Source organism: Pseudomonas azotoformans (genome assembly GCF_900103345.1).
In the GTDB taxonomy this organism is placed as follows: Bacteria; Pseudomonadota; Gammaproteobacteria; order Pseudomonadales; family Pseudomonadaceae; genus Aquipseudomonas; species Aquipseudomonas azotoformans.
In genome coordinates, this window is record NZ_LT629702.1 from 1,080,549 (window position 1) to 1,104,347 (window position 23,799).

Genomic DNA, 23,799 nt, shown 5'->3' on the forward strand with positions numbered 1-23,799 from the left:
TTTGCCTCAATGGGTGTTCTGGAGGCCGTTACAAGCGCTGAAGCGGCGCCATGCCATCACACTGGCCAGCAGGATCAACCCCAGCGCCACGCTGAACGTGGTATGCAGGCCATAGGCCACGGATTGGGGCAGGGCACGAGTCACGTCCGGGCTGGCCCAGGCAAACACTGCACCCAGTACGGACGTGCCGACGATCAACCCGAGATTGCGTGACAGGTTCAGCAGCCCCGAGACAGTGCCTCGCTGCGAGCTGTCCACATCGCTCATGACCGCCGTGTTGTTGGCGGCCTGGAACAGGCTATAGCCCGTCGTCAAAACGACCAGCGAGGCAAGGTAGGCGATCAGTCCGGACCCCAGCGACAACAGCAGTGCACCACAGGCCAGCACTCCCAGCCCGGCGAGTGTCACGCGTTGGCTGCCGAAGCGATCGGTGAGACGTCCGGCCGGTACGCCGGTGAAGGCCGCGACACAGGGGCCGAGCGCCATCGCCAGGCCCATCCACTCAGGGGCGAGGCCCAGGCCGCGGGACAGATAGAACGGCCCGACCACAAAGGTGGCCATGATCACGGCGGCGACCAAGGCACTCATGGCCAGGCCGGCGCGTAACGTTGGCGCCTTCAGGAAGGACCAGGAACCTCGGCCTATGGACGATGGCGCGCAGGGCCGATCAACCGGCAAATACTGGTAGGCGATGGCGGCGGCCACCGATCCCAGTGGTATGCCGACGAGGAAGATAGCGCGCCAGCCCCACACACTGAGCAACAGGCCCCCCATGCTTGGCCCCATGGCGGTACCCACGGCTGACATTGTGCCGAGCAAGCCCATGACCCGGCCGGTACGCTCCTTGGTCACCGTATCGCCAACCATGCCCAGGGCCATGGCCATCATGACCGCCGCGCCCAGGCCTTGCAGGATGCGCGCGGTAATCAGCCATTCAAGTGCCGGCGCCATGCCGCACAGTCCACAGGCCACGGTGAACAGTACCAACCCGGCGAGCAACAATCGCCGGCGCCCCAGGCGATCACCCAGGCGCCCGGCACTCACAATCACCGCCGTGATTGCCAGCAAGTAGGCCAACACCACCCACTGCACGGCGTGAAACGAGGCATCAAACGCGTGCGCCAGGCTGGGCAAACCGACGTTGGCGATGCTGGTGCCCAGTGAGGCCAGCAACATGGACAGGGACAGGCTGACAAGGCTGCCACGGGAAGACGTGTGCATGGATGATTCCTTGAGTGAACGCAACTGTCACAAATCTACGGGGCGGCCTAAGATGGCGGAAGACGCATGGATTGCAGTTAATACCTGCATGTGACGCCTTATGAGGAGTACCGATGCCCGATCTCAACCTGCTGATCACCCTGGATGCATTGCTCGCCGAAGGCAGCGTTGCGGCGGCGGCCAAACGCCTGCGGCTAAGCGCATCGGCCATGAGTCGCGCCCTGGCGCGTCTGCGCGAGACCACCGGCGACCCATTGCTGGTGCGTGCCGGGCGGGGCCTGGTGCCGACGCCAAGGGCGGTGGAACTGCGTGAACAGGTCAGTCGCCTGGTGCAGGAAGCCCACGCCGCGCTACGCCCCGTGCAATCGCTGGACATGGCCCAGGTCGAGCGCACCTTTACCCTGCGCACCAGCGAAGAGTTCGTCGAGAATGTCGGCCCGGCCTTGTTGGCGCGCATCGCCGGGGAGGCGCCCGGCGTGCGCCTGCGGTTCATCAACAAGACCGACAAGGACAGTGCAATGCTGCGCGAAGGCCGTGTCGACCTGGAAACCGGCGTGGTCGACCCCAGCGCCAGCCCGGAACTGCTGACCCAGGCATTATTCCGCGACCGTCTGGTGGGCGTGGTGCGCAGTGGCCATGCCCTCAGCCAGGCCACGGTCAGCGCCGAGCGTTACGCTGCGGGCCAGCACGTCTACGTGTCCCGACGCGGGCAGGACCGTGGCCAGATTGACGATGCGCTGGAAGTCCTGGGCCTCACGCGGCAGATCAGCACCATCGTCGCCGGTTTTGCCACCGCCATCGCCCTGGCCCGCGACACCGACCTGATCGCCAGCGTGCCCGAGCGCTACACCACCCATCAACGTGCAGGCCTGTACAGCTTTGCGCTGCCACTGACGCTGCCGGGCTTTACCGTGGCGATGCTCTGGCACCCGAGGCTGGATGCCGACCTTGCCCACCGTTGGTTGCGCGGGTGTTTGCGTGAGGTATGCGCCGAACAGGTACAATCCGCGCTGCCTTGACGCTGAACCCCAGGAATGTGCATGTACAGCCTTACCCGCTACACCACCCCGTGCCCCGAACCGATCAACAGTCAGATCCTGCAACTGGTGGTGGATAACCTCACTGACATCAGCAGCGTAGCGCTGCCGCCGAGCAACCTGCTGTACAACATCTACCAATACGCCACGGGCTTTGAAGTGCACCTGTACCTCGAAGCGCTCAACGGTGCCAAAGGCATTGCGGTCGAGTTGGTGGTGGCAATGGACGGCGAAAAGCTGACGGGCTTTTGCCTGTACCTGCCCGTGAAGGATGATCCAGAGGCCTGCGGTGTGGCGTTCATGGCGGTGCAAGTCGGCTATCGGCGCCAGGGTGTGGCCCGCGCAATGATGCGTGACGTACTGAGCCGGTATCCCCATGCGGAACTGGCGTGCTCAGTGGAGAAGGTGCCCGCCTTTGAGGGCATGGGCTTTCAAGTGCGCGGTGCACGGGGCACCCAGGTATTGATGAACACGCGGGACTACGGCACCGATGGCTTGATGGGGGTGCTGGATGTGGCAGCGATCTACAGCTCGCTGGAAGTGCGGCAGATTCATACGTACCTGCTGCAAAAGCATGGCAAGCGCGCCATGGTGGACGCGGAGAAGCAGCGTGATCGGCACCTCGATCAACTGGCGCGCAAGGTGCAGGTGTTTGTTGCCGGGCGTTGAGTGAACTTTTTTTGTGGTGAGCGGGCTTGCCCCGCGTTGGGCTGCGTAGCAGCCCCCCAGTTGTCCGCATAACCACGGCGATCTTGCTTGGGGCCGCTTCGCGCCCCAACGCGGGGCAAGCCCGCTCACTACAATGTGGCAATGTGAGCTGTCAGTTGCCGCCGCCGTGTCGGTTGTTGCGTCGTCACCAAAAACTTTCTAGACACGCCCACGATTGACCATCGCCAAGATGGTCGCCAGCAACTCCTGCTGCGCCTCTTCACGGCTGATCTCACCGCTGGCCGCCGCCTGGGACAACGCCTCCGCCGCCCCCAGCATCGCCCTTAGACCCGCCTGGGAGATCCGGCCGAACGGCGACAGCGCATCGCGGCATTTATCGAGAAAGATCGCTTCGTACTGGCGCTTGAGTGTCTCAAGCTCCGGCGAGCTGCTGAGCGCGGCAATCACCCCCGGAATTTCCCGACCCTGCAACAGCACGCAGTCCACATAGGACGCGGCGATCACCCAGGCACGATCCTCAAGCGTGGCGCTGCTGGCCTCGATGGCGTCGACAAACACCTGGTTCTGGCGCGCGTCGAAGTCCTCATACAGCGCGGTCAACAACCCGGCACGGGTGACGAAATGGTCGTAGACCACCGGCTTGGTCACGCCCGCCAACTCCGCCAGGCGGCCGAGAGTCAGGGCGTCGGTGCCTTCATCGCGCACCAGTTGCCAGGCCACTTCAAGTAATTGGCGCAGGCGATCTTCACGGGACATGCGACGGCGTGGGGCAGGGGATGCAGGGCTTGACATGCTTATATACCAAAAGTAACTTACTAATCGTAACTTAAGCCCAGCCTAACCCTAAACGGGAGTTTTTGTCATGCATGCGTTGATTGTTGTTGCCCATCACGACCCGCAATCCCTCACCCACAGCGTTGCCGCGCAGGTGGCCGCCGGCCTCGACGCATCCGGCCACACGTTCGAGATCGCCGACCTTGCCGCCGAAGGGTTTGACCCGCGCTACAACGCCGCTGACCATGCGGTCCACCGCAGCCGCGCCACGCCCCCGGCCGACGTGCTGGCGGAACAGGCGCGCCTCGACCGCGCCGACGCCCTGGTGCTGGCGTTCCCGATCTATTGGTGGTCGCTGCCGGGCTTGCTCAAGGGCTGGATCGACCGCGTGTTCGTCAACGGCTGGGCCATCGATTACGGCCCCGATACCCCGGTGGTGAAAAAACTGCGGCACCTGCAGGTGCACCTGCTGGCCCTGGGCGCGGCGGATGACGATGCCTTTGATCGACACGGTTATGCCAAGGCGATGCGTACGCAGATCGACTACGGGATTTTTGATTACTGTGGCGCGCAGGTGGTGACGTCCGAATTGTTGCTGGAGTCGGAAAGCGGCACAGCGCAAGCTCACTTGGACAAAGCCAAGGCGGTTGGCCGGGGCATGTTTGAAACCGAAGCAGTCGCCGGTTGATTCAACCTTCGCGAAACAGGTCGTGGGCGTCCAGCAGGCGGTAGGCGATTTCCGGGCGTTTTTCCAGGCCTCGGCGGATCGCGGCCGGGATCGATTGGCGGGTCTTGCGACACATCCCCGGCAAATCGTCGATGACGATCTGAATCCCGCGCATGCTCTTGACCTCGGTATGGCCGGGGGCGATATGCACGCGGATGCCCAATTGCTGGTACATGAGCTGTTGCATGCGCTCCAGGTCTTGCAGGCTCTTGAGGTCTTCAAGACGGTCGAGCAGCTTCTTCTCTTCCTGGCGCGTGAGCTGGAGGATGCGCTGGTCGGCGCCCGGCGTCTCCAGCAGCTGTTCGCGGTCGCAGACACAGGCACCGGGTGGGCAGGGTTGGCGAATGTTCATTGACCCTCCCGTCACAGCAAAACTGTAGGAGCGAGCTTGCTCGCGAAAAACGCGAGGGCGCCGCGTTTCGTCAGGTTACCCGCGTTATCGTTGACGTTCTTCGCGAGCGAGCTCGCTCCTACAGGGTTCAATAGGTCAACTGCACCCCAAGACTGCCCAAGGCTTTCCAATATTCAGGATAGGTCTTGGCCACGCAGTCGGGGTCCTGGATGCGGATACCCGAAACCTTCAGCCCGGCCAGGGCAAAGCACATGGCAATGCGATGGTCGGCGTGGGTGTCGATCAGCGCGGTGCACGAGGTGCCGGCCAGCGCAGGATCACTGGCTACCAACAGGTCATCGCCTTCGATAGTCGCCAGGCCCGGGCGGATTTCGTTGAGGCCGTCATGTAGCGCCTGCACACGGTCGCATTCCTTGACCCGCAGGTTGGCCAGCTCGGTGAAGCGCACCGGCGTGTTATTGAACGCAGCGAGCACCGCGAGCGTCGGGATCGCGTCCTGTATCTGCGAGCCGACCACCGTGGCCTGCATGTTCGGGAACTGTGCGATCACGGCCTGGGCCTTGGCGTCCGGCTGGGTGAAGTCCTGCGCCGCCACGCCGATGTCGATGCGGCCTGCGGTCAACACTTGCGCGGCCCACAGGTAAGTGGCGGCGGAGGCGTCCGGTTCGATCAGGTAGTCGTGGGCGGTGTAGCCGGTCGGGGCCACGCGCCAGGTGGTGTCGTCGACCGCTTCAACCTGGGCACCGAAGGCGCGCATGCAGTCCAGGGTCAGGTCGACATAGCCACGGGCACCGATGTCCTTGCCGGTCAGCGCCACTTCAATCGGCGCTTCGCCGCAGGCCGCGAGCATCAGCAGGGCCGACACATACTGGCTGGACAGACCGCCGTCGATCTCGAAGCGCTTGGCCTTGATCTTGCCGACGCCGTGCACGGTGACCGGTGGGCAACCGGTCGGGCTGTCGACCTGGATGCCGTTCTGGCCGAGCGTTTCCAGCAACGGGCCGATCGGGCGTTTTTGCATGTAGTCGTCGCCGGTCAGCACCACCGTGCCTTCGACCGTGGCCACGGCAGCGGTGAGAAAACGCATGGCAGTGCCGGCGTTGCCGAGGAACAGCGGTTGTCCCGGCAGGTGCAGTTTGCCGTGGCCGGTGACGACGAAGGTGGTGTCGTCCGGCTCATCGATGGTCACGCCCATTTGGCGCAGGGCCACCGACATATGGCGCGTGTCGTCACTCTTCAGCGCGCCGCTGAGACGGCTGGTGCCCTTGGCCAGGGCCGCCAGCAACAGGGCGCGGTTGGTAATGGATTTGGAGCCGGGGGGCGCGACCTTGCCATTGAGGGGGAAGTTGGGCGGTGTAACGGTCACGGTTTTCTGCGAACTCAAGGTACAGGGCTCCTGATCAAGGCAAGGTGGCACGGAGTGGCCGACGGGCGGACCCGAATAATCGGGCATAGACACAGTGCTTGTCGAGCAGGGAACGCCGCCGGCCGGCATTTTCGGCAGGGTTGTCGATTATCGGGACGCGCTGTAGGCGGATTGCCCTTGGCAGGGTAGGCGTGCGCCCCAACCGGTCGCAGGACAAACGCGTCCGGTCAATGAAATGCAGGAGGTGTGTAACTTTTCCTACGCGGCGCCTCGATGGACAAGCTGGGTCGATAGGGTAAGTTCAAAGCGCGTCCCATCCTGGGGCGTTTTCAATCAAGGAGTGACTGAAATGAACAAACCCCAGACTCAACTCAGACATGGCCGCGTCGTGACGCCGGCCAGCCGTGGCTCGGTGGCTGTTGAACGCGGGCTGCTGGGCAACTGGCAAGTCAACGAAATGGAAGGCGGCAAGAACTTCCCGGCGCTGACTGCCGGGCCGTTCCCCGCGCCCTATCAAACCGACGACCAGAGTGTGACGCCGCCAGCCGATGGGCATATCTTGAGCGGCGGCAAAACCGACGAGCGCGATTGCATCAACTTCACCGACGAGGAGATGAGCAAAAAACTCAACACGCCATTTACCTGGCCATTGCTGAATGTCGAGGCCGGACAGGTCTTCAAGGTGCGGTGGGAATACACCGCCGCCCACGTTACCCGTGGTTACCGCTGGTTCATCACCAAGGATGGCTGGGACCCGAAACAGCGCATCAGCCGCGCTCAATTGGACACCCAGCCGTTCTTCGAGGACTTCTATACCCAGGTGCCGTACTACCAGCATGCCGACGAACTGAAAGCCAAGGTCGAGCATCAGGTGACATTGCCCAAGGGCAAGCAAGGCCGACATGTGGTGGTGCTGATGTGGATCGTGGCCAACACCGGCAACGCGTTCTACCAGGCGTTTGACCTGGACTTCAAATAAGCCCGGTTAACGCTTGCTCGACCAGTAATCATGTAGCGCCCGCGCCGCCGGTTCGATTTCACTGACCCGCTGTTGGTGGGCGTCTACATCCAGGTCGGCCGGCAACTCGAAGTTGTCCTGCTCGGCGCACCAGGAAATCTTCTCCAACTGCGCAGCCTGTCCGGCTGGCAGTTCCGGCCAGTTGCCGATGGCGGCGCCGCGGATGTAGCCAAAGCACCATTCCTCGGCGAGGGTCACGGTGCGGCCCTGGTGTTCGGTTTCGTCGAAGCGCGCCTTGAAGCCCTTGGCGTCGGTGGCCAGTTGCCCCGCAAGGGTGTTGATATGGCGTACGCACAGTTCGAGGAAGCGTTGCGCTTCGTCCATGTTGTCCCATTCCGGGTTCTGGCCGCCCCAGATTGCCGGGAACCACTCCGCCACATCCACCTGCACCGGGCTGGACACCAGCGCGGTGAAGTAGCCGTCGAGTTCGGCCAGGTTCAGCACCGAATGGTCATCGCCGTATTTGAGCAGGGTGTCTTCGATGAACTCGAATTCGGCGGCGGTGAGGGGTTGGGCGTGCATGGGCATATCCTTTCAACGTCGAGCGCCGCGAATGGGGCGGCTTAAAGCGCGAAGGATGGCGCTTAGGCCGGCTTTTTTCCAGCAGTTTCCATGCGTTGGCACAGCTTGCTCACGCACACCGCGCCGACCACCGCGAGGATGATCGGCACCAGGAAGTCATGGTCGACGCGGGTAAATTCCGCCACCAGCACGATTGCGGTCAGTGGCATGTTCATGCTGGCGGCGAGGAACGCCGCCGCGCCGATGATTGCAAACGCTCCGAGGGGCACACCCGGCCACACCAGGCTCCAGGCGCCGCCGAGGATGATCGCCAGTAACGCGCCATTCGCCAGGCCGGGGGTGAGCAGGCCACCTTCGGCCCCGGCGCGCAGGCTGCTGCTGGTGATCAGCACCTTGACCACCAGCAACAGTGCGGCCAGGCCGATGGTCAGTTCATTGTCGAAACCCAATTGCGCGGGGCCTTTGCCATTGCCGAGGATTTGCGGCAGCAGCATCGCCAGGCCGCCGATAACGCTGAAGTTGATCAGCGCCAGTACCGGCAGGCGCCAGCCTCTGGCGGCGTTTGCCCTTGCTGCGCCGGTCAGCCGGGTGAAGGCATAGGCCGCCACGCCGAATACCGGCCCACACACCACGGCCCAGGCGATCAGTGCCGGGCTCAGCACAAAATGCGGCACCACGTACTGCGCCTCTGCCCCCAGCCCGATCCACGCCACCGCTGCACCCATCGCTGAGGTCGCCAGCGCAATCAGCGCCGCCGGCCAACTGAATGCGCCCACCAGCACTTCCAGTACAAACACCGCGCCGCCCAACGGCACGTTGTACACCGCCGCCAGCCCGGCACCCGCGCCGCAGGCCACGATCAGGCGGTGCATGGGCGGTTCGAGTCGGGCGCGTTGGGACAGCCAGGTGGCGGCCAGTGCACCGACCTCACGGGGCGCCACTTCACGCCCCAGCGGCGAGCCGAGGGCCACGGTGATGATCTGCAAAAGCGCGTGGGCGAGGGTGGTCTTGGGCGGCATGATCGGCATCTGTTCCGACACCGCCTGCTTGATGCTCACCAGCGGGCGCCCGTAGCGATAGAGCGTCCACCAGCCCAACCCGGCGACCAGGCCGCACACCACCAGCACCAGCAAACGGCGCTCCGGCGCGGCGGCGGTCACGCCCCACAAAAAGGTTTCATGGCTGACCAGGCTGTCGAGGCTGTAACCGTACGCCAGGTGCTGAATACCGTGCAGCAGCAGGGCCAGGAGCATGCCGCCCAGGCCCGCGCCAATACCGGTCAACACCACCACCAGGGCAAGAATCAGCGACGAACGCAACGTGGACGGCATAGACGGCTCCAGGCAAGGGCCCTGATTGTATAGCCGATAAGCCGGGCCTCCGGGATGAAATGTATCGGGGCTGCATGAACCTTGCGCCCACAACATTCCATTACGTTTGCCCGTCCCGTTTTTGGCCGATGTGCCGTCATACACACTTGTTATAGTTCTGGCCTTATCACTCGCCAGTCAGGGATCACTGCCATGTCCGAATACCAAGCTTTCGTCGTCGAACTCACCGGCAACGTTGCCCATGTGCAGATCAACCGCCCGGAAAAGATCAACGCGATGAACGCCGCGTTCTGGACCGAAATCATCGACATCTTCCAGTGGGTCGAAGACACCGACGCGGTGCGCGTCGTGGTGCTCAGCGGTGCCGGCAAGCATTTCTCCTCCGGTATCGACCTGATGATGCTCGCCTCGGTCGCCAATGACTTTGGCAAGGACGTTGGCCGCAACGCACGCCTGCTGCGCCGCAAGATCCTTGAGTTGCAAGCCTCGTTCAACGCCGTCGACAACTGCCGCAAGCCGGTGCTGGCGGCGATCCAGGGTTACTGCATCGGCGGCGCCATCGACCTGATCAGCGCCTGCGATATGCGCTACGCCGCCGAAGGCGCGCAATTCTCGATCAAGGAAATCGACATCGGCATGGCCGCCGACGTCGGCACCCTGCAGCGCCTGCCGCGCATCATCGGCGACGGCATGCTGCGCGAGCTGGCCTACACCGGTCGCCAGTTCGGCGCCGAGGAGGCGCGCAGCATCGGCCTGGTCAATCGCGTCTATCCCGATCAGGACAGCCTGTTGGCCGGCGTCATGGAGATTGCCCATGAAATCGCCGCCAAATCGCCGATTGCGGTCACCGGCACCAAGGCCATGATCAGCTACATGCGTGACCACACGGTCAATGACGGCTTGGAATACGTTGCCACCTGGAACTCGGCTATGTTGCAATCCAACGACCTGCGCGTGGCCATCGCGGCCCATATGAGCAAGCAGAAACCCGAATTCGTGGATTGACTGACATGACCCCAGGCTGGATTACCACAACGCTGCTGGACAACGACACCCCTGGCGGCTGGGCCGTCGCCCGCAGCCGCGATGGCTTTTTGCATGACACCAACGGCCCGTTGTTTCCCCGGGAATGGCTCAAGCGCCAGGACCTGTCGGTGTTTGCCGAACACGGCATCGGCCACCTCGACGGCGAGCCGGTGTACCTGCTGGAACTCGATGCGGCGGGCGAAGTGCCGGGCTGCAGTTGGCAGGGCCTGCGCGGCTTCATGCTGCAAGGCGATCACACCCTGTACAAAGTGCTGGGCTATGCGGCGCAGATCGGCACCTGGGCACGCGAGCACAGGTTTTGTGGCAGTTGCGGCCAGGCCATGGTCCAGGTGCCACGGGAACGCGCGATGCATTGCCAGGCCTGCGACCTGCGCAGCTACCCACGGATCTCGCCGAGCATGATCGTGCTGGTGACCCGTGGCGACGAGATCCTGCTGGCGCGTTCGCCACGTTTTGTCAGCGGGGTCTACAGCACCCTGGCGGGGTTTGCCGAGCCGGGTGAGTCGGCCGAAGACTGCCTGATCCGCGAGGTCCGCGAAGAGGTGCAGGTGGAGGTCAAGAACATCCAGTACATGGGCAGCCAGTGCTGGCCGTTCCCGCACTCGATGATGCTGGGCTTCCACGCCGAGTACGCCGGTGGCGACATCGTGCCCCAGGCCGATGAGATCGAGGACGCGCAGTGGTTCAACATCCACGACCTGCCGCCGTTGCCGGCGTCACGTTCGATTGCGCGTTACCTGATCGACCTCTACCTGGCCCGCCGTCTAGGCCACGCTGAACCAGTGCTGCCAGGCTAGGCGCACGGTCAGGCCGAGGACCACGGTGATGAACACCGGGCGAATGAATTTGGCGCCGCCGCTGATCGCACTGCGGGCGCCAAAAAACGCGCCGCACATCACCGAAAGGCCCATGGCCAGGCCGACGATCCAGTCCACCGAACCATTGATGATGAACACCGTCAGCGCCGCCGCGTTGCTGACGAAGTTCATGCTGCGCGCCACGCCGCTGGCTTTGACCAGGTCGATGGGGTGCAACAGCATCGTGCTCACGGTCCAGAACGCCCCGGTGCCCGGGCCGGCAACGCCATCGTAGAAGCCCAGGCCGAAGCCCTGGGTGGCCTGCCATTTCTTCTTGATCGGCGCGTCGGCATCCAGCGGCGCCTTGGGTGTGCCGCCGAACAGCAGGTACACGCCACAGGCGAACACAATCACCGGCAGCATCTTGTTCAGGGCTTCAGCCGGCAGGTAGTGGGCGACCACGGCGCCGGTCAGTGCGCCGATCAGCGTGCCGACGATGGCGTGCACCCATTGGCGCGGGTGGAACAGTTTGCGGCGATAGAAGGTAAAGCTCGCGGTGGCCGAGCCGAAGGTGGAACTGAGCTTGTTGGTACCCAGTACCAAATGCGGCGGCATGCCGGCGGTGAGCAGGGCGGGGGTGGTCAGCAGGCCGCCACCGCCGGCGATGGCGTCGATGAATCCGGCAATGAAGGCGACCACCGCCAGAATGGCGAGGGTGGTGAGGTCTACGCTGAGTTCGAAGGGCATGGGCAGGGCTTATTCTTGGCAGGGCGCTATGCGAAAGGCCGCCATCTTACTCGCCTGATCTATGCAGTACCAATGTGGGAGGGGGCTTGCCCCCGATGGCAGTGCTCCAGCTAACTCATCTTTAGCTGACCCATCGCTATCGGGGGCAAGCCCCCTCCCACATTTGAAGAGTGTTCACCGGGTCATTTGTGTGTTTCGATCCACTCCAGCGCCGTGCGCCAGATACAAATCCCGAGGAAATACGCCGACATCACCGACCACAACCCAAACGTCCACGGGTTGGTGTTCGGGTAATCCACCACCATCAGGAAGCTGCACAGCAACCAGATCGTGGTCACCGCGATATTGATCGGCATGAACCGCTTTACCCGGAACGGGTGCAAAAACTTCATCGGTGTCACGGTCAGCAGGGCCAGGCCGATCACCGTGAGCAAGGTGACCCAGGCTTCCGGCTGGATGATATACACGCACAGCGCCACCACGTTCCAGGCGGCGGGGAAGCCGACGAAGTAGTTGTCCTTGCTCTTCATGTTCACGTTGCAGAAGCAGAACAGCGACGACACCAGGATCACCGACACCGTAAACAGGTGGGTGAAGTCCGGCAGGTCGATATAGCGGTAGATAAACAGCGCGGGAATGAACACATAGGTGAGGTAATCAATCACCAGGTCCAGCACCGAGCCGTCAAAGCTTGGCAATACCGTGCTGACATTCACCCGGCGTGCCAGTGAACCGTCGACTCCGTCCACCACCAATGCCAGGCCCAGCCACAGCAGGCAGGCCTTCGGCGAGTTTTCCAGCAGCGCCAGGGTGGCCAGGAAGGCCAATACCACACCGGTGGCGGTAAAGCCGTGGGCGCCCCAGGCTTTTAGTCTGGCTACATGCAGGGTCGATATCACGGGCGGTTCTCCAAAAGGTGAAACGGGGCAGCCGACAACGTGACGCCGTCGAGTCTGGCCGGGGAATGCAGGTATCGACCGGGAAGGGGGCAAGAAGGTTCACCGCCCCGGCGTATCACTTAGCGTAGCAAGCGTAAGACGTTTCGGCATCAGCCCTGGCGGAACACCAGTGCCTTCAGGCCACTTTGCGGGTCGATGTCGGGAAACTCCGGCGGGTTTGCCAGACGTTCCACAAAGTGCAGGCCCGGCGCTTCGCGTGTGACGCCGTCGATCAGGAAGTCTTCGCCGAAGGCCGGGTCGTTCATGCACGCCAGCACCGTGCCCTGTGGCGTAAGCAAATCCGGCAGGCGGCGCAGCACGCGTTGGTAGTCCTTGGTCAGCAGGAAGCTGCCTTTCTGGAACGAGGGCGGGTCGATGATCACCAGGTCGTAGGGGCCGCTGTTGGTCACTTTGGCCCAGGATTTGAACAGGTCATGGCCGAGGAAACTCACCTTGCTCAAGTCATGACCGTTAAGTCGATGGTTATCGCGGCCACGGCTCAAGGCGCCGCGGGCCATGTCCAGGTTCACCACATGCGCGGCGCCGCCTTCGATGGCCGCCACGGAAAACCCGCAGGTGTAGGCAAACAGGTTGAGCACACGCATGCCCCTGGCCTGTTCGCGCACCCAATTACGGCCGTAGCGCATGTCGAGAAACAGCCCGCTATTCTGTTTCTTGCCCAAGTCGATCAGGTAGAGCAGGCCGCCTTCGACGATGATTTGCTCTTCGACGGGCTCGCCCGCCAGCCATTCGGTGGTGCTTTGCGGCAGGTAGCGGTGTTGCAGGGCAACGGTATAACGGCCGAACTGGCTGTGCAGCAGTTGTTTCAAGGCGTCCAGCTGTGCCGCGTCGGGCTCCTTGAACAACGACACCAGCAGCACCCCTTGCAACCAGTCCACCGTCAGTTGCTCAAGGCCCGGCCAGCAGCGACCACGGCCATGGAACAGGCGGCGGGTTTCGCTCGGTGGCGTTTGCAGGACGGCGAGCAAATGAGCGTGCAGGGTGGCGAGTGCGTCTGGGTTCATCGTTAAACGTCATTCATTGAGCGGGCGGCATTTTAAACACAGTTGCAGGGTCGTGGGTGGCTTGAGCACAACGTGCTGCGAAAAAGCCATGGCGCAGTGATTCATGCTCAAAATGCTGAAAACAGCGCCTGATAACAGGCAAAATATCCTCCGGCGCCGACATAAACTGGAAAAAAAGCCCGGAGGTGCCCATGAACGGTTTCACGAAAGCGCTGATTGACCAGCAAGAGCTGGATGAATGGCGCGACGCCCTGGCCTCGCTGGTGGCCAACGCCGGCGCCGCACGGGCACGGCAAATTCTCGACCTGCTGGCCCAAGATGCCAGTGCCCCGCACATCGACTGGAAACCGCGCCACGGCACGCCCTACATCAATAGCATCAGCGTCGAGCAACAGCCGGCGTTCCCTGGCGACCTCGCTACCGAAGAACGCCTGGCTTCACTGGTGCGCTGGAACGCCCTGGCCATGGTGGTGCGCGCCAACCAGGCCTATGGCGAACTCGGCGGGCATATCGCTAGTTACGCCAGCGCAGCAGACTTGTTCGAGGTGGGTTTCAACCATTTCTTCCGTGCCCGCAGCGACGGCTTTGGCGGTGACCTGGTGTTCTACCAGCCGCATTCCGCGCCCGGCATTTATGCACGGGCGTTCCTTGAAGGCCGCTTGAGTGAAGCCGACCTGGCACACTATCGCCAGGAGATCGGCGGGCCCAAGGGCGGCGCACGTGGCCTGTCCAGCTATCCCCACCCCTGGCTGATGCCGGACTTCTGGCAGTTCCCCACCGGTTCCATGGGGATCGGCCCCATCAGTTCGATTTTCCAGGCGCGCTTCATGCGTTACTTGCAACATCGCGGCTTGCAGGACACCACCGACCGCCACGTCTGGGGCGTGTTTGGCGACGGCGAGATGGACGAGCCGGAAAGCATGTCCGCCCTGACCCTGGCCGCCCGCGAAGGCCTGGACAACCTCACGTGGGTGGTCAATTGCAACCTGCAACGCCTCGACGGCCCGGTGCGCGGCAACGGGCGCATCATCGATGAACTGGAAGCCTTGTTTGCCGGCGCCGGCTGGAACGTGATCAAACTGGTCTGGGGCTCGGACTGGGATCCGTTGCTGGCCAAGGATGCTGACGGTTCGTTGGTCAATACCCTGTCCACCACCGTCGACGGCCAGTTCCAGACCTTCGCCGCCAAGGATGGCGCCTACAACCGCGAGCACTTCTTCGGCCAGAGTGACTCCGTGGCCCGGCTAGTCGAGGGCCTGAGCGATGAACAGATCGACCGTCTCAAGCGTGGCGGCCATGACATGGTCAAGATTCACGCGGCCTACCACGCGGCGCGGCGGGTCAAGGGCAAGCCCACGGTGATCCTGGCCCAGACCAAAAAGGGCTTCGGCATGGGTGAGGCCGGGCAGGGCAAGATGACCACCCACCAGCAGAAGAAACTCGACCGCGATGCACTGATCGCCTTCCGCAACCGCTTCCAATTGCCGCTGAGCGATGAACAGACCGAATCCCTGAGCTTTTTCAAACCGGCAGACGACAGCGTCGAACTGCGTTATCTGCACCAGCGGCGTAACGCATTGGGCGGCTACGTGCCCAGTCGCGGCCAGGCCGCGGCGCCGGTCGCTGTGCCGGCGATATCGGGCTACGCCGGTTTTGCCACGGCCGCCGACGGCAAGGAGATGTCCACCACCATGGCGTTCGTGCGCATGCTCACCAACCTGCTCAAGGACAAGGCCCTGGGCCCGCGTATCGTGCCCATCGTCGCCGATGAAGCGCGCACCTTCGGCATGGCTAACCTGTTCAAGCAGATCGGCATTTATTCCAGCGTGGGCCAGCGCTACGAGCCAGAGGACATCGGCTCGATCCTCAGTTACCGCGAAGCCACCGATGGGCAAATCCTGGAGGAGGGCATCAGTGAGGCCAGCGCCATCAGCTCTTGGGTCGCGGCGGCCACCAGTTATTCAGTCCACGGCCTGCGCATGTTGCCGTTCTACATCTATTACTCGATGTTTGGCTTCCAGCGCGTCGGCGACCTGATCTGGGCCGCTGCCGACCAGCGCGCCCGTGGCTTCCTGCTCGGCGCCACAGCCGGGCGCACCACCCTGGGTGGTGAAGGCTTGCAGCACCAGGACGGCAGCAGCCACCTCACGGCGGCCACCGTGCCCAATTGCCGCGCCTACGACCCGGCGTTTGCCGGTGAATTCGCGGTGATCCTCGACCACGGTATGCGCCAGATGCTGGAGCACGATGTGGACGAGTTCTACTACGTGACCCTGATGAACGAAAACTACCCGCAGCCGAGCCTCCCGGAAGGCGTGGAGACGGCGATCATCAAGGGCATGTATCGCTTGCAAGGTACGGTCGATGCCAAGGTGCGCCTGTTGGGTTCCGGCACGCTGGTGCGCGAGGCGCAAGCGGCGGCGCAGTTGCTGGCGGAGGATTGGCGGGTGGCGAGCGAGGTGTTCAGCGTGACCAGTTTCAGCGAACTGGCGCGGGAAGCGCGGGAGGTGGAACGCTGGAACCGCCTGCATCCGCAAGAGGCTGCACGGACCAGCCATTTGGCTGAATGCTTGCCCAAAGGGGCGCCGGTTGTCGCCGTGTCGGATTATGTGCGGGCGGTGCCGCAGATGATCGCGTCGTACCTGGATTCGCGTTACACCGTGCTGGGCACTGACGGGTTCGGGCGCAGTGATACGCGGGCGGCGTTGCGCGATTTTTTTGAGGTGGATCGGTATCACATCGTGCTGGCGGCACTGACGGCGTTGGATGCGCGGATGTGTCAGCTGGCGATTGAGAAGTACGGCTTACAGACGGAGCGTGCGGCGTCCTGGAACTCCTGACAGGCGCAAATCAAAATGTGGGAGCGGGCTGGTCTTTAGAGGGTCGCTATCAGGGCCGGCCCAAACGCTTCCTTGAGGAAACCTGGGGCGATATAGCGCTCGTAGTGCGCTTCGGACAACAGGAAAAACTCGCGGTCGATGGCATCCCGCAGGTCGGCCAGCGGGCGCTCACGAAATTCCGGCAGCAACCCCAACCCATACGCTTCCAGTTTGGAAATCACCCGTGCGCCCCGCGCAATCAGCTGGTAAGCCCAGCAATAGGGCGACTGGTGCGGCATAAAGCGGATCTTGCGATTCTCCAGTTGCTGGCGCAGCAGGTGCGCGTCGAACACTTCCAGCTTGCTGGCCATCACCTGCACCAGCAGTTGCTCCAGGCGCAGCCACACCGCCTGTTTTTCTTCGGCGTTGTAGCCGTTCCACTGGATCACTTCGTGGTGATAGCGCTTGCAGCCCCGGCAGACCAGGTCTCCGTAGACGGTGGAGCACAGGCCTATGCAGGGGGTCTTGATGGTTTGATTGGGCATAAGAGGCAATTTGCAAAGTCTGTAAAACACCGCAGACCCAATGTGGGAGCGGGCTTGCTCGCGAATGCAGAGTGTCAGTTGATAAATCTGGTAACTGATACACCGCTTTCGCGAGCAAGCCCGCTCCCACAGTTAGGTCTGTGTCGTTGATTAATCCCAGCTCAGCGCGCCGCCAGTCTGGTACTCGATCACACGGGTCTCGAAGAAGTTCTTCTCTTTCTTCAAGTCCATGATCTCGCTCATCCACGGGAACGGGTTGGTCGTCCCCGGATACTCTTCCTTCAAGCCAATCTGCGACAAACGACGGTTGGCGATGAACTTGAGGTAATCCTCCATCATCGCTGCGTTCATGCCCAATACACCGCGAGGCATAGTATCGCGCGCATATTCAATCTCCAGCTGCGTCCCCTGCAGGATCATCTGGGTCGCTTCTTCCTTCATCTCTGCATCCCACAGGTGTGGGTTTTCGATCTTGATCTGGTTGATCACGTCGATACCGAAGTTCAGGTGCATCGACTCATCGCGCAGGATGTACTGGAACTGCTCGGCCACGCCGGTCATTTTGTTGCGACGGCCCATGGACAGGATCTGGGTGAAGCCGCAATAGAAGAAGATGCCTTCCAGCACGCAGTAGTAGGCGACCAGGTTGCGCAGCAGTTCCTTGTCGGTCTCGACGGTGCCGGTTTCGAACTTCGGATCGGAGATCGAACGGGTGTATTTCAAGCCCCAGGCGGCCTTTTTGGCGACCGATGGGATCTCGTGGTACATGTTGAAGATCTCGCCTTCATCCATGGCCAACGATTCGATGCAGTACTGGTAGGCGTGGGTGTGGATCGCTTCTTCGAAGGCCTGGCGCAGGATGTACTGGCGGCACTCCGGGTTGGTGATCAGGCGGTACACGGCCAGCACCAGGTTGTTGGCGACCAGGGAGTCGGCGGTGGAGAAGAAGCCCAGGTTGCGCATGACGATGCGGCGTTCGTCGTCGGTCAGGCCTTCGGGGTTTTTCCACAGGGCGATGTCGGCGGTCATGTTGACCTCTTGCGGCATCCAGTGGTTGGCGCAGCCGTCGAGGTACTTCTGCCAGGCCCAGTCGTACTTGAAGGGTACGAGTTGGTTGAGGTCGGCGCGGCAGTTGATCATGCGCTTTTCGTCAACGGCGACACGGGCGGAGGCGCCTTCGAGTTCGGCGAGGCCTTCGGCGACGTCGAGTTTGTCGAGGGCGGCCTTGGCGCGGATGATCGCGGCGGAGTCGTTGGCGGTCACGTTACGGGCTTCCAGCGCAGCAGCAGCGCCGGCACCGTCGAGGCGGTCCATATTGGCTTCGCTGGCGTGGCCGGCGTTGGCGCCCTTGATCACCGCTGCACCGGTGTCTTCGTTGTCGACTTCATCCCAACTCAGCATGGAAATGCTCCTTCCTGGTATTCGAAAAATAAGTGTTTTTGCAGGCTTCAAGGCATTGAAATACTGCCCATAGTGTGGTCGATAAATACCGATACTGCACACTATGTAGTGGTCTGTTCTGTTTATTGGCACACTATATGGTGTGTAACAAACTTGGTCAACGCACAAGACGGCACCCGTCGTCGCAGGGGTATGAGCAAAACTCACCGCCCCATGACTTTTAATGGTTACGGCCGTTTTCACCGCCAGTGCTAAAAATTCGCCAACCAGCTCCCCATAACAACAACGAGCGTTTGCGCAATGAAAACACTGGATCTGTACATCGGCGAAGGTTTCGAAGGCCCGGGCGTCAACGCGGCCCACATCAACATCCTGATCGGCCCACGCAATGGCCCGGCCGGCCAGGCGTTTGCCAACAGCCTTGCGTCCCCAAGCCAGGGCCATTGCCCGTTCATGGTGATCGCCCAGCCGAATATCCCGGTCAAGCCCATGACCCTCTACGTCAACAAGGCCGCCATCGGCAGCGACTTGCACGGCAACGCCACCTGGGGCGCGTCCCAGGCCGGTATCGCCAAGGCGGTCCTGGAGGCCTTGCTCGACGGCACCCTGCCGCCGGAAGCCGAAGACGAGTGGGCCATCGTCACCGCCAACTGGGTCAACCCGGCCTGCGATGACCTCGATGCGGTCTACCTGAACAACTACAACGCCTGCCGCACCGCGATCCGTGCGGCCTTGACCGGAGCGCCGTTCACCGCGCAACTGGCGGATGTGGTCAACCAGATCAGCAACCCTTTCTACACGCCCAAGGCCTGAGGAGACTGCCATGCAATACACCCGTTTGGGCAACTCCGGCCTGCAAGTCTCGCGCCTGTGCCTGGGCACCATGAACATGGGCACCCCGGACTGGAAACCGTGGATCTTCGACGAAAAGCAAAGCGAGCCCATCGTCGCCCACGCCCTGGCCAACGGCGTCAACTTCATCGACCTGGCCGACTTCTACTCCGCCGGCGTCGGCGAAGAAGTGGTGGGGCGCATCCTCAAGCGCGTGGCGCGACGTGACGACCTCGTGGTCACCACCAAGGTCGGCTACGGCACCCGCAGTGGCATCAACGCCAGCGGCCATTCGCGCAAGCACATCCTGGACAGCATCGACGCGTCCCTGAGCCGCCTGAGGATGGATTACGTCGACGTGTTCATGCTGCATTACTTCGACGTGAATACCCCGGTGGAAGAAACCATGAGCGCACTGAACGACATCGTGCATTCCGGCAAGGCGCGCTACATCGGCGTATCCACCATGCTCACCGGCCAGTTGGCGAAGATCCTCATGGCCTGCGAGCGCAACGGCTGGGTCAAGCCGATCAACATGCAACTGCAATTGAACTGCGCCTACCGCGAGGAAGAGCGCGAGATGATCCCGTTCTGCCGCGATCAGGGCCTGGGCGTCTCGGTGTTCAGCCCGCTGGCTCGCGGCTTGCTCACCGGCGAGGTGCAGTCGACCCGCAACCAGACTGACTTCTTCACGCAGCAGATGTACAGCGACCAGGCGTCGTTCGACATCGCCCATTCGGTGCAACGCGTGGCGCGTGCCCGTGGCGTGTCCAACGCGCAGATCGCCCAGGCCTGGGTCGCCAATCACCCGGGCGTCGACGTCATGCTGGTAGGCGCCGACACCACCGAGCAGTTCGACAGCGCGCTGGCGGCCTTGGACACCCAACTGGATGCCGAGGAACTGCACGAGCTGGAACGCAATTACACCCCGTGCGATGTGATCAACGACTACACCGCCGGCAAGCGCATCCTGCGTGAGGCCCGTCCGGGCCTGGACCGTTTCAACCTGACCGAGGCCGTGGCATGAACCCGTTGATTCGTACTGGCAACTACATCGACGGCCAATGGTCCAGCGGTGGTCCGACGTACCCAGTGTTCAACCCGGCCAATGGTGCGCTGATTACCGATGTACAGCGCGCCGCTGCCGAACAAACCCACCTGGCCATCGACGCCGCCAACCGTGCCTTGCCGGCCTGGCGCAAGCTCACTGCCAAGGAACGCAGCCAGCGCCTCAAGCGCTGGAGCGAGCTGATGCTGAGCAACCAGAAAGACCTGGCCCACTTGCTCAGCCTGGAACAGGGCAAGCCGCTGGCCGAAGCCATGGGTGAAGTGGTCTACGCCGCGAGTTTCCTGGAGTGGTTCGGTGAGGAGGCAAAACGCGCCTACGGTGACGTGATCCCGAGCCACAAGGCCGATGCGCGCATCATCGTGGTCAAGGAAGCCATTGGTGTGGTCGCGGCGATCACGCCGTGGAACTTCCCGCTGGCGATGGTCACCCGCAAGGTCGGTCCGGCGCTGGCGGCCGGTTGCACGATGATCCTCAAGCCTTCGGAAGAAACCCCATTATCGGCTTTTGCCCTGGCGGTATTGGCCGAGCAGGCAGGCATTCCGGCCGGCGTGTTCAACATCGTCTCCGGCGATGCCGTGGCAATCGGCGGTGCACTCCAAGCCTCCAGCGTGGTGCGCAAGTTGTCGTTCACCGGTTCAACCCGCACCGGCAAACTGTTGATGCGCCAGGCGGCGGATACCTTGAAAAAGGTCTCGCTGGAACTGGGTGGCAACGCGCCGTTTATCGTGTTTGACGACGCCGACCTCGACGCCGCCGTCAAAGGCGCCATGGCCTCCAAGTTTCGCAATACCGGGCAGACCTGCGTGTGCGTCAACCGCTTCTTCATTCAGGACGGCGTGTACGATGCCTTCACCCGCAAACTGGCAGAGGCGGTCAGCGCCATGCGTGTTGGCAGTGCATTGGAAGGCGAAACCGAGCAGGGCCCGCTGATCAACGCGGCGGCCCTGGCCAAGGTCGAAGCCCACGTCGGTGATGCCTTGGAGAAGGGCGCCACGCTGTTGTGCGGCGGCCGTCGCCATGCGTTGGGCGGAACGTTTTTTGAGCCGACCATCCTCACCGAGGCCAACGGCGACATGCTGATTGCCCAGGAAGAAACCTTTGGCCCGGTGGCCGCGTGCTTCCGGTTCAAGGACGAAGCCGAAGTGCTGCAACGCGCCAATGACACGCCGTTCGGCTTGTCCGCCTACTTCTACAGCCGCGACATCGGCCGCGTATGGCGCATGGCCGAAGGCCTGGAGGCTGGCATGGTCGGGATCAATGAAGGGATCATCTCCACTGAAGTCGCGCCGTTTGGCGGTATCAAGGAATCGGGCCTGGGACGTGAAGGGTCCAAGTATGGGTTGGATGACTACCTGGAGATCAAGTACCTGTTGATGGGTGGGCTATCAGGGATTGCTGACTTGCCCCAGCCACTGCGTAAACAACCGCACCTTGGATAAGCCCTGTTTATCCGTCGCCACATCCAACCAATAGCCATAAGGGCCGATCACCTCAATAGGGGTGATCGGCAACAGGCTGCCGGTCGCCAACTCGCGTTCGATCATCTGTCGGTCGATCACCGCCAGGCCACCGCCGGCCAGGGCGGTATGGATCACCTGGTCGAGGGTGCTGAATTCCAGGCCCTGACCCGCATCCACGTCTTCTCGGCCCATGGCCGCCAACCAGTTTTCCCAGACCTTCAAGCGCTTGCCGTCGTGCAGGATATGCAGCAGCGCAAATCGCTGCAGGTCGGGCGGTTGGCCGTCGCTGAACAGCTCCGGGCTGGCGACCGCGATGTGTCGCTCCATCACCAGCAGCTCACTGCTGCAATGGGCCGCAGGTTCCAGGCCGAAGCGGATCTGGCAGTCGACTTCTGCGAGGTTGTCGTGGGTCGCCTGGTGGGCGACGCTGAGGTTGATATCCGGGTAGCGCTCACAGAAGCGTCGCAAATGCGCGGACAACCAACGCGTGGCCCAGGTGGGCGGTGCGACGATGCGCAGGCGCTGGCGCAAGTTGGGCACGCGCACGGCGTGCAGGGCGCGTTCGATGTGGTCGAAGGCGTCGCTCAGGTGCGGCGATAGCGCGAAGCCGGCTTCGGTGAGGGACAGTCCCTGGGGCGTGCGGATGAAGAGGGCGACGCCGAGGTAGTCTTCCAGTTGCTTGATCTGGCGGCTGACCGCGCCCTGGGTGACGTTGAGGCCCACGGCGGCCTGGCTGAAGCTGCGATGGCGGGCGACTTCTTCGAAGACACGGAGCATGTTGAGGGCGGGGAGGTGGCGCATGGTTCGAGTTCCACACATTGTTTTTATGGTGTTTGTGCTGGCTTCTTCGCGGGCAAGCCCGCTCCCACAGGGGAATGCATTACAAATGTGGGAGCTGGCTTGCCTGCGATGGCGTCAGTGGCCTATTAGAAGTAATAGCCAATGTTCATATACAGCTGGTTCTCCCACTGGTTGCTACCCCCAGCCCCCAGGCTCTGGGTATAGCTGCTGCCCCCGATGTAGGGATCGTTCTTGCCGATCAGCCATTCCGTCGCAATCCACAATTTGCTGAACGAAAACGACGTGCCGAGGATCACCCGCTGCGACGTCTTGAACGCGTCGGCGGATTTGTCGAAGGCGCTGTAGTTGGCATACAGCTTCACACCGCTGACCTGGTCCCACAGGTACTTGCCGCCCACGTCATAGCTCAGGTCCGCCACATACAGGTTACCGCGGCTGGCCACGTTGAAGGTGCCGTCATAGCCGCCCAGGGTCACCACTTCGTCGGTGCCGGCGTTGCGCGGCGACATCTGTTGGCGCGCCGCCTGCAATTGCAGGCCCCACGGGCCGTTCTTGCCCAGGTAGTGGATGGCCACGGCGTTGCGCCGGCCGTCGTTGCCAGTGTCTTTGTTCTCCAGGGTGGAGGTGAGGCCGGAGAGGCCGACTTCGGATTTCCAGTCGCCCAGGTCCAGGGCCTTGGCCACGCGCAGCACCACGGTGTTGCGCTCCTGGTTATCGCTGCCGTCCGCCACGTAGCTGTCGGCACCGGAGACCACGCTGGAGTAGGTCACGCCCTTGCTGGTGCCTTTGCCTTGCCACGCCGGGCGCAGGTAGTAGCCCGCCTGGATATTCCAGTCGCCGGTTTGTTGCACGTATTTGGCACCGACTTGCTGCACGTCTTCCAGGCCGATCACATTGCCCAGGGTTTCGTAGAAGGTGCTGCCGAAGTACGGCTGCAGGCCGAACGGCACCGTGTTCAAGCCCACCTGCACTTGCTGTTCGGGGTTGAATTTGTAGCCGACCCAGGCGAACTTGGCGAATTGGATATCGCCGTAGTTCTTGGTGTACTGGTAAGGATACGAACGCCCGTAGAAACGGTATTGCGCCTCGCCGATCCAGCTGTCGGAGTTGTATTTGGCGCTGAGGAACACGGTGTCGAGGCCGAACTTCTGGATGTCGCGATCCGGGTCATAGTCCCAGCGCGCACGGATGGCGCCGCCGAGGTCGAGGTTGTCGGTGACCTGCACGGCCATGGCCGGCGCCGCGAGGGCGCCGAGCACGGGGATGAGGGTGAAGCAGCGCATCGTTGGTCGCATGGTTGTA

The 23,799-nt window shown here is 62.6% G+C and carries 23 protein-coding genes; 10 read left to right on the forward strand and 13 right to left on the reverse strand.

Features of this window, described 5'->3' with window-relative positions; translation table 11 throughout:
- Positions 1 to 6 precede the first annotated feature (6 nt).
- The gene (locus tag BLR69_RS04615; protein WP_071492572.1) at positions 7 to 1,221 is read right to left on the reverse strand and encodes an MFS transporter; all 1,215 of its coding nucleotides are present in this window, start codon (positions 1,219 to 1,221) and stop codon (positions 7 to 9) included.
- Positions 1,222 to 1,334: 113 nt separating this feature from the next.
- On the opposite strand from BLR69_RS04615, the gene BLR69_RS04620 reads away from it, so the two are divergent.
- Together BLR69_RS04620 and BLR69_RS04625 are read left to right on the forward strand one after the other, a co-directional pair.
- Positions 1,335 to 2,240, forward strand: a complete 906-nt coding sequence (locus BLR69_RS04620) for a LysR family transcriptional regulator (protein WP_071492571.1) — start codon at positions 1,335 to 1,337, stop codon at positions 2,238 to 2,240.
- A gap of 21 nt (positions 2,241 to 2,261) precedes the next feature.
- Complete coding sequence (locus BLR69_RS04625; RefSeq protein ID WP_071492570.1) at positions 2,262 to 2,927, forward strand: GNAT family N-acetyltransferase; 666 nt, start codon at positions 2,262 to 2,264, stop codon at positions 2,925 to 2,927.
- A gap of 198 nt (positions 2,928 to 3,125) precedes the next feature.
- On the opposite strand, the gene BLR69_RS04630 is transcribed toward BLR69_RS04625, so the two are convergent.
- A complete protein-coding gene (locus BLR69_RS04630; protein ID WP_071492569.1) occupies positions 3,126 to 3,719 on the reverse strand; it encodes a TetR/AcrR family transcriptional regulator in 594 nt (197 codons plus the stop codon).
- 70 nt (positions 3,720 to 3,789) lie between these two features.
- Here BLR69_RS04630 and BLR69_RS04635 point away from each other — a divergent pair, with 70 nt between their 5' ends.
- Positions 3,790 to 4,389 carry an NAD(P)H-dependent oxidoreductase gene (locus BLR69_RS04635; protein WP_071492568.1) on the forward strand — a complete coding sequence of 200 codons (600 nt, stop codon included), beginning with the start codon at positions 3,790 to 3,792 and terminating at the stop codon, positions 4,387 to 4,389.
- Between the two features lies 1 nt (position 4,390).
- On the opposite strand, the gene BLR69_RS04640 is transcribed toward BLR69_RS04635, so the two are convergent.
- Both BLR69_RS04640 and BLR69_RS04645 read right to left on the reverse strand, forming a co-directional pair.
- Entirely contained in the window at positions 4,391 to 4,780 is a 390-nt protein-coding gene (locus tag BLR69_RS04640) for a hypothetical protein (RefSeq protein ID WP_071492567.1), read from the reverse strand.
- A gap of 127 nt (positions 4,781 to 4,907) precedes the next feature.
- The gene (locus BLR69_RS04645) at positions 4,908 to 6,164 is read right to left on the reverse strand and encodes a 3-phosphoshikimate 1-carboxyvinyltransferase (RefSeq protein WP_071492566.1); all 1,257 of its coding nucleotides are present in this window, start codon (positions 6,162 to 6,164) and stop codon (positions 4,908 to 4,910) included.
- 331 nt (positions 6,165 to 6,495) lie between these two features.
- On the opposite strand from BLR69_RS04645, the gene BLR69_RS04650 reads away from it, so the two are divergent.
- Positions 6,496 to 7,125: a lytic polysaccharide monooxygenase auxiliary activity family 9 protein gene (locus BLR69_RS04650; RefSeq protein ID WP_071492565.1), complete on the forward strand. Its 630-nt coding sequence runs from the start codon at positions 6,496 to 6,498 to the stop codon at positions 7,123 to 7,125.
- A 6-nt stretch (positions 7,126 to 7,131) separates the two neighbouring features.
- Here BLR69_RS04650 and BLR69_RS04655 read toward each other — a convergent pair whose 3' ends face one another.
- Both BLR69_RS04655 and BLR69_RS04660 read right to left on the reverse strand, forming a co-directional pair.
- Positions 7,132 to 7,686, reverse strand: a complete 555-nt coding sequence (locus tag BLR69_RS04655) for a UPF0149 family protein (protein WP_071492564.1) — start codon at positions 7,684 to 7,686, stop codon at positions 7,132 to 7,134.
- Between the two features lie 62 nt (positions 7,687 to 7,748).
- On the reverse strand, positions 7,749 to 9,017 hold the full coding sequence (locus BLR69_RS04660) for a chloride channel protein (protein WP_071492563.1): 1,269 nt from the start codon (positions 9,015 to 9,017) through the stop codon (positions 7,749 to 7,751).
- A gap of 192 nt (positions 9,018 to 9,209) precedes the next feature.
- Here BLR69_RS04660 and BLR69_RS04665 point away from each other — a divergent pair, with 192 nt between their 5' ends.
- Both BLR69_RS04665 and nudC read left to right on the forward strand, forming a co-directional pair.
- Positions 9,210 to 10,022 carry a crotonase/enoyl-CoA hydratase family protein gene (locus BLR69_RS04665; RefSeq protein WP_071492562.1) on the forward strand — a complete coding sequence of 271 codons (813 nt, stop codon included), beginning with the start codon at positions 9,210 to 9,212 and terminating at the stop codon, positions 10,020 to 10,022.
- Between the two features lie 5 nt (positions 10,023 to 10,027).
- Positions 10,028 to 10,861 (forward strand): NAD(+) diphosphatase, encoded by an 834-nt coding sequence (nudC, locus tag BLR69_RS04670; RefSeq protein ID WP_071492561.1) that lies wholly within the window; start codon positions 10,028 to 10,030, stop codon positions 10,859 to 10,861.
- Here nudC and BLR69_RS04675 read toward each other — a convergent pair.
- The 3 genes from BLR69_RS04675 to BLR69_RS04685 form a co-directional block, all read right to left on the reverse strand.
- Positions 10,829 to 11,608, reverse strand: a complete 780-nt coding sequence (locus BLR69_RS04675; protein ID WP_071492560.1) for a TSUP family transporter — start codon at positions 11,606 to 11,608, stop codon at positions 10,829 to 10,831. The genes nudC and BLR69_RS04675 overlap by 33 nt on opposite strands.
- Positions 11,609 to 11,790: 182 nt before the next feature.
- A complete protein-coding gene (pcsA, locus tag BLR69_RS04680; protein WP_071492559.1) occupies positions 11,791 to 12,507 on the reverse strand; it encodes a phosphatidylcholine synthase in 717 nt (238 codons plus the stop codon).
- A gap of 149 nt (positions 12,508 to 12,656) precedes the next feature.
- The gene (locus tag BLR69_RS04685; protein WP_071492558.1) at positions 12,657 to 13,571 is read right to left on the reverse strand and encodes a class I SAM-dependent methyltransferase; all 915 of its coding nucleotides are present in this window, start codon (positions 13,569 to 13,571) and stop codon (positions 12,657 to 12,659) included.
- Between the two features lie 191 nt (positions 13,572 to 13,762).
- Here BLR69_RS04685 and mdeB point away from each other — a divergent pair, with 191 nt between their 5' ends.
- Entirely contained in the window at positions 13,763 to 16,411 is a 2,649-nt protein-coding gene (gene mdeB / locus BLR69_RS04690) for an alpha-ketoglutarate dehydrogenase (RefSeq protein WP_071492557.1), read from the forward strand.
- A gap of 35 nt (positions 16,412 to 16,446) precedes the next feature.
- Here the strand turns inward: mdeB and BLR69_RS04695 are convergent, their stop codons facing one another.
- Together BLR69_RS04695 and BLR69_RS04700 are read right to left on the reverse strand one after the other, a co-directional pair.
- Positions 16,447 to 16,935 (reverse strand): DUF1289 domain-containing protein, encoded by a 489-nt coding sequence (locus BLR69_RS04695; RefSeq protein ID WP_071492556.1) that lies wholly within the window; start codon positions 16,933 to 16,935, stop codon positions 16,447 to 16,449.
- A 150-nt stretch (positions 16,936 to 17,085) separates the two neighbouring features.
- Positions 17,086 to 18,336, reverse strand: coding sequence for a ribonucleotide-diphosphate reductase subunit beta (locus tag BLR69_RS04700; RefSeq protein ID WP_076955315.1), 1,251 nt, complete (start codon positions 18,334 to 18,336; stop codon positions 17,086 to 17,088).
- Between the two features lie 300 nt (positions 18,337 to 18,636).
- On the opposite strand from BLR69_RS04700, the gene fae reads away from it, so the two are divergent.
- From fae to BLR69_RS04715, 3 genes are read left to right on the forward strand one after another with little or no spacing between them, the layout of a single operon-like run.
- The gene (fae, locus tag BLR69_RS04705; RefSeq protein WP_071495218.1) at positions 18,637 to 19,149 is read left to right on the forward strand and encodes a formaldehyde-activating enzyme; all 513 of its coding nucleotides are present in this window, start codon (positions 18,637 to 18,639) and stop codon (positions 19,147 to 19,149) included.
- 10 nt (positions 19,150 to 19,159) lie between these two features.
- Positions 19,160 to 20,194, forward strand: coding sequence for an aldo/keto reductase (locus BLR69_RS04710; protein ID WP_071495217.1), 1,035 nt, complete (start codon positions 19,160 to 19,162; stop codon positions 20,192 to 20,194).
- On the forward strand, positions 20,191 to 21,675 hold the full coding sequence (locus BLR69_RS04715) for an NAD-dependent succinate-semialdehyde dehydrogenase (protein ID WP_071495216.1): 1,485 nt from the start codon (positions 20,191 to 20,193) through the stop codon (positions 21,673 to 21,675). Before BLR69_RS04710 ends, BLR69_RS04715 begins: the two co-directional genes overlap by 4 nt.
- On the opposite strand, the gene BLR69_RS04720 is transcribed toward BLR69_RS04715, so the two are convergent.
- Positions 21,622 to 22,497: a LysR substrate-binding domain-containing protein gene (locus BLR69_RS04720; protein WP_071495215.1), complete on the reverse strand. Its 876-nt coding sequence runs from the start codon at positions 22,495 to 22,497 to the stop codon at positions 21,622 to 21,624. The two genes, BLR69_RS04715 and BLR69_RS04720, sit on opposite strands and share 54 nt — an antisense overlap.
- A gap of 125 nt (positions 22,498 to 22,622) precedes the next feature.
- Positions 22,623 to 23,792 (reverse strand): hypothetical protein, encoded by a 1,170-nt coding sequence (locus BLR69_RS04725; RefSeq protein WP_071495214.1) that lies wholly within the window; start codon positions 23,790 to 23,792, stop codon positions 22,623 to 22,625.
- Positions 23,793 to 23,799: the final 7 nt, after the last annotated feature.

What these genes read in the sequence shown, in the direction of transcription:
- BLR69_RS04695 (WP_071492556.1), bottom strand. Translation starts at nt 16,935, where the DNA reads ATGCCCAATCAAACCATCAAGACCCCCTGCATAGGCCTGTGCTCCACC.
- BLR69_RS04635 (WP_071492568.1), top strand. Translation starts at nt 3,790, where the DNA reads ATGCATGCGTTGATTGTTGTTGCCCATCACGACCCGCAATCCCTCACC.
- BLR69_RS04640 (WP_071492567.1), bottom strand. Translation starts at nt 4,780, where the DNA reads ATGAACATTCGCCAACCCTGCCCACCCGGTGCCTGTGTCTGCGACCGC.
- BLR69_RS04650 (WP_071492565.1), top strand. Translation starts at nt 6,496, where the DNA reads ATGAACAAACCCCAGACTCAACTCAGACATGGCCGCGTCGTGACGCCG.
- BLR69_RS04725 (WP_071495214.1), bottom strand. Translation starts at nt 23,792, where the DNA reads ATGCGACCAACGATGCGCTGCTTCACCCTCATCCCCGTGCTCGGCGCC.
- BLR69_RS04615 (WP_071492572.1), bottom strand. Translation starts at nt 1,221, where the DNA reads ATGCACACGTCTTCCCGTGGCAGCCTTGTCAGCCTGTCCCTGTCCATG.
- nudC (WP_071492561.1), top strand. Translation starts at nt 10,028, where the DNA reads ATGACCCCAGGCTGGATTACCACAACGCTGCTGGACAACGACACCCCT.
- mdeB (WP_071492557.1), top strand. Translation starts at nt 13,763, where the DNA reads ATGAACGGTTTCACGAAAGCGCTGATTGACCAGCAAGAGCTGGATGAA.
- BLR69_RS04660 (WP_071492563.1), bottom strand. Translation starts at nt 9,017, where the DNA reads ATGCCGTCCACGTTGCGTTCGTCGCTGATTCTTGCCCTGGTGGTGGTG.
- BLR69_RS04665 (WP_071492562.1), top strand. Translation starts at nt 9,210, where the DNA reads ATGTCCGAATACCAAGCTTTCGTCGTCGAACTCACCGGCAACGTTGCC.
- BLR69_RS04620 (WP_071492571.1), top strand. Translation starts at nt 1,335, where the DNA reads ATGCCCGATCTCAACCTGCTGATCACCCTGGATGCATTGCTCGCCGAA.
- BLR69_RS04710 (WP_071495217.1), top strand. Translation starts at nt 19,160, where the DNA reads ATGCAATACACCCGTTTGGGCAACTCCGGCCTGCAAGTCTCGCGCCTG.
- BLR69_RS04715 (WP_071495216.1), top strand. Translation starts at nt 20,191, where the DNA reads ATGAACCCGTTGATTCGTACTGGCAACTACATCGACGGCCAATGGTCC.
- fae (WP_071495218.1), top strand. Translation starts at nt 18,637, where the DNA reads ATGAAAACACTGGATCTGTACATCGGCGAAGGTTTCGAAGGCCCGGGC.
- BLR69_RS04630 (WP_071492569.1), bottom strand. Translation starts at nt 3,719, where the DNA reads ATGTCAAGCCCTGCATCCCCTGCCCCACGCCGTCGCATGTCCCGTGAA.
- BLR69_RS04655 (WP_071492564.1), bottom strand. Translation starts at nt 7,686, where the DNA reads ATGCACGCCCAACCCCTCACCGCCGCCGAATTCGAGTTCATCGAAGAC.
- BLR69_RS04720 (WP_071495215.1), bottom strand. Translation starts at nt 22,497, where the DNA reads ATGCGCCACCTCCCCGCCCTCAACATGCTCCGTGTCTTCGAAGAAGTC.
- BLR69_RS04685 (WP_071492558.1), bottom strand. Translation starts at nt 13,571, where the DNA reads ATGAACCCAGACGCACTCGCCACCCTGCACGCTCATTTGCTCGCCGTC.
- BLR69_RS04675 (WP_071492560.1), bottom strand. Translation starts at nt 11,608, where the DNA reads ATGCCCTTCGAACTCAGCGTAGACCTCACCACCCTCGCCATTCTGGCG.
- BLR69_RS04625 (WP_071492570.1), top strand. Translation starts at nt 2,262, where the DNA reads ATGTACAGCCTTACCCGCTACACCACCCCGTGCCCCGAACCGATCAAC.
- BLR69_RS04700 (WP_076955315.1), bottom strand. Translation starts at nt 18,336, where the DNA reads ATGCTGAGTTGGGATGAAGTCGACAACGAAGACACCGGTGCAGCGGTG.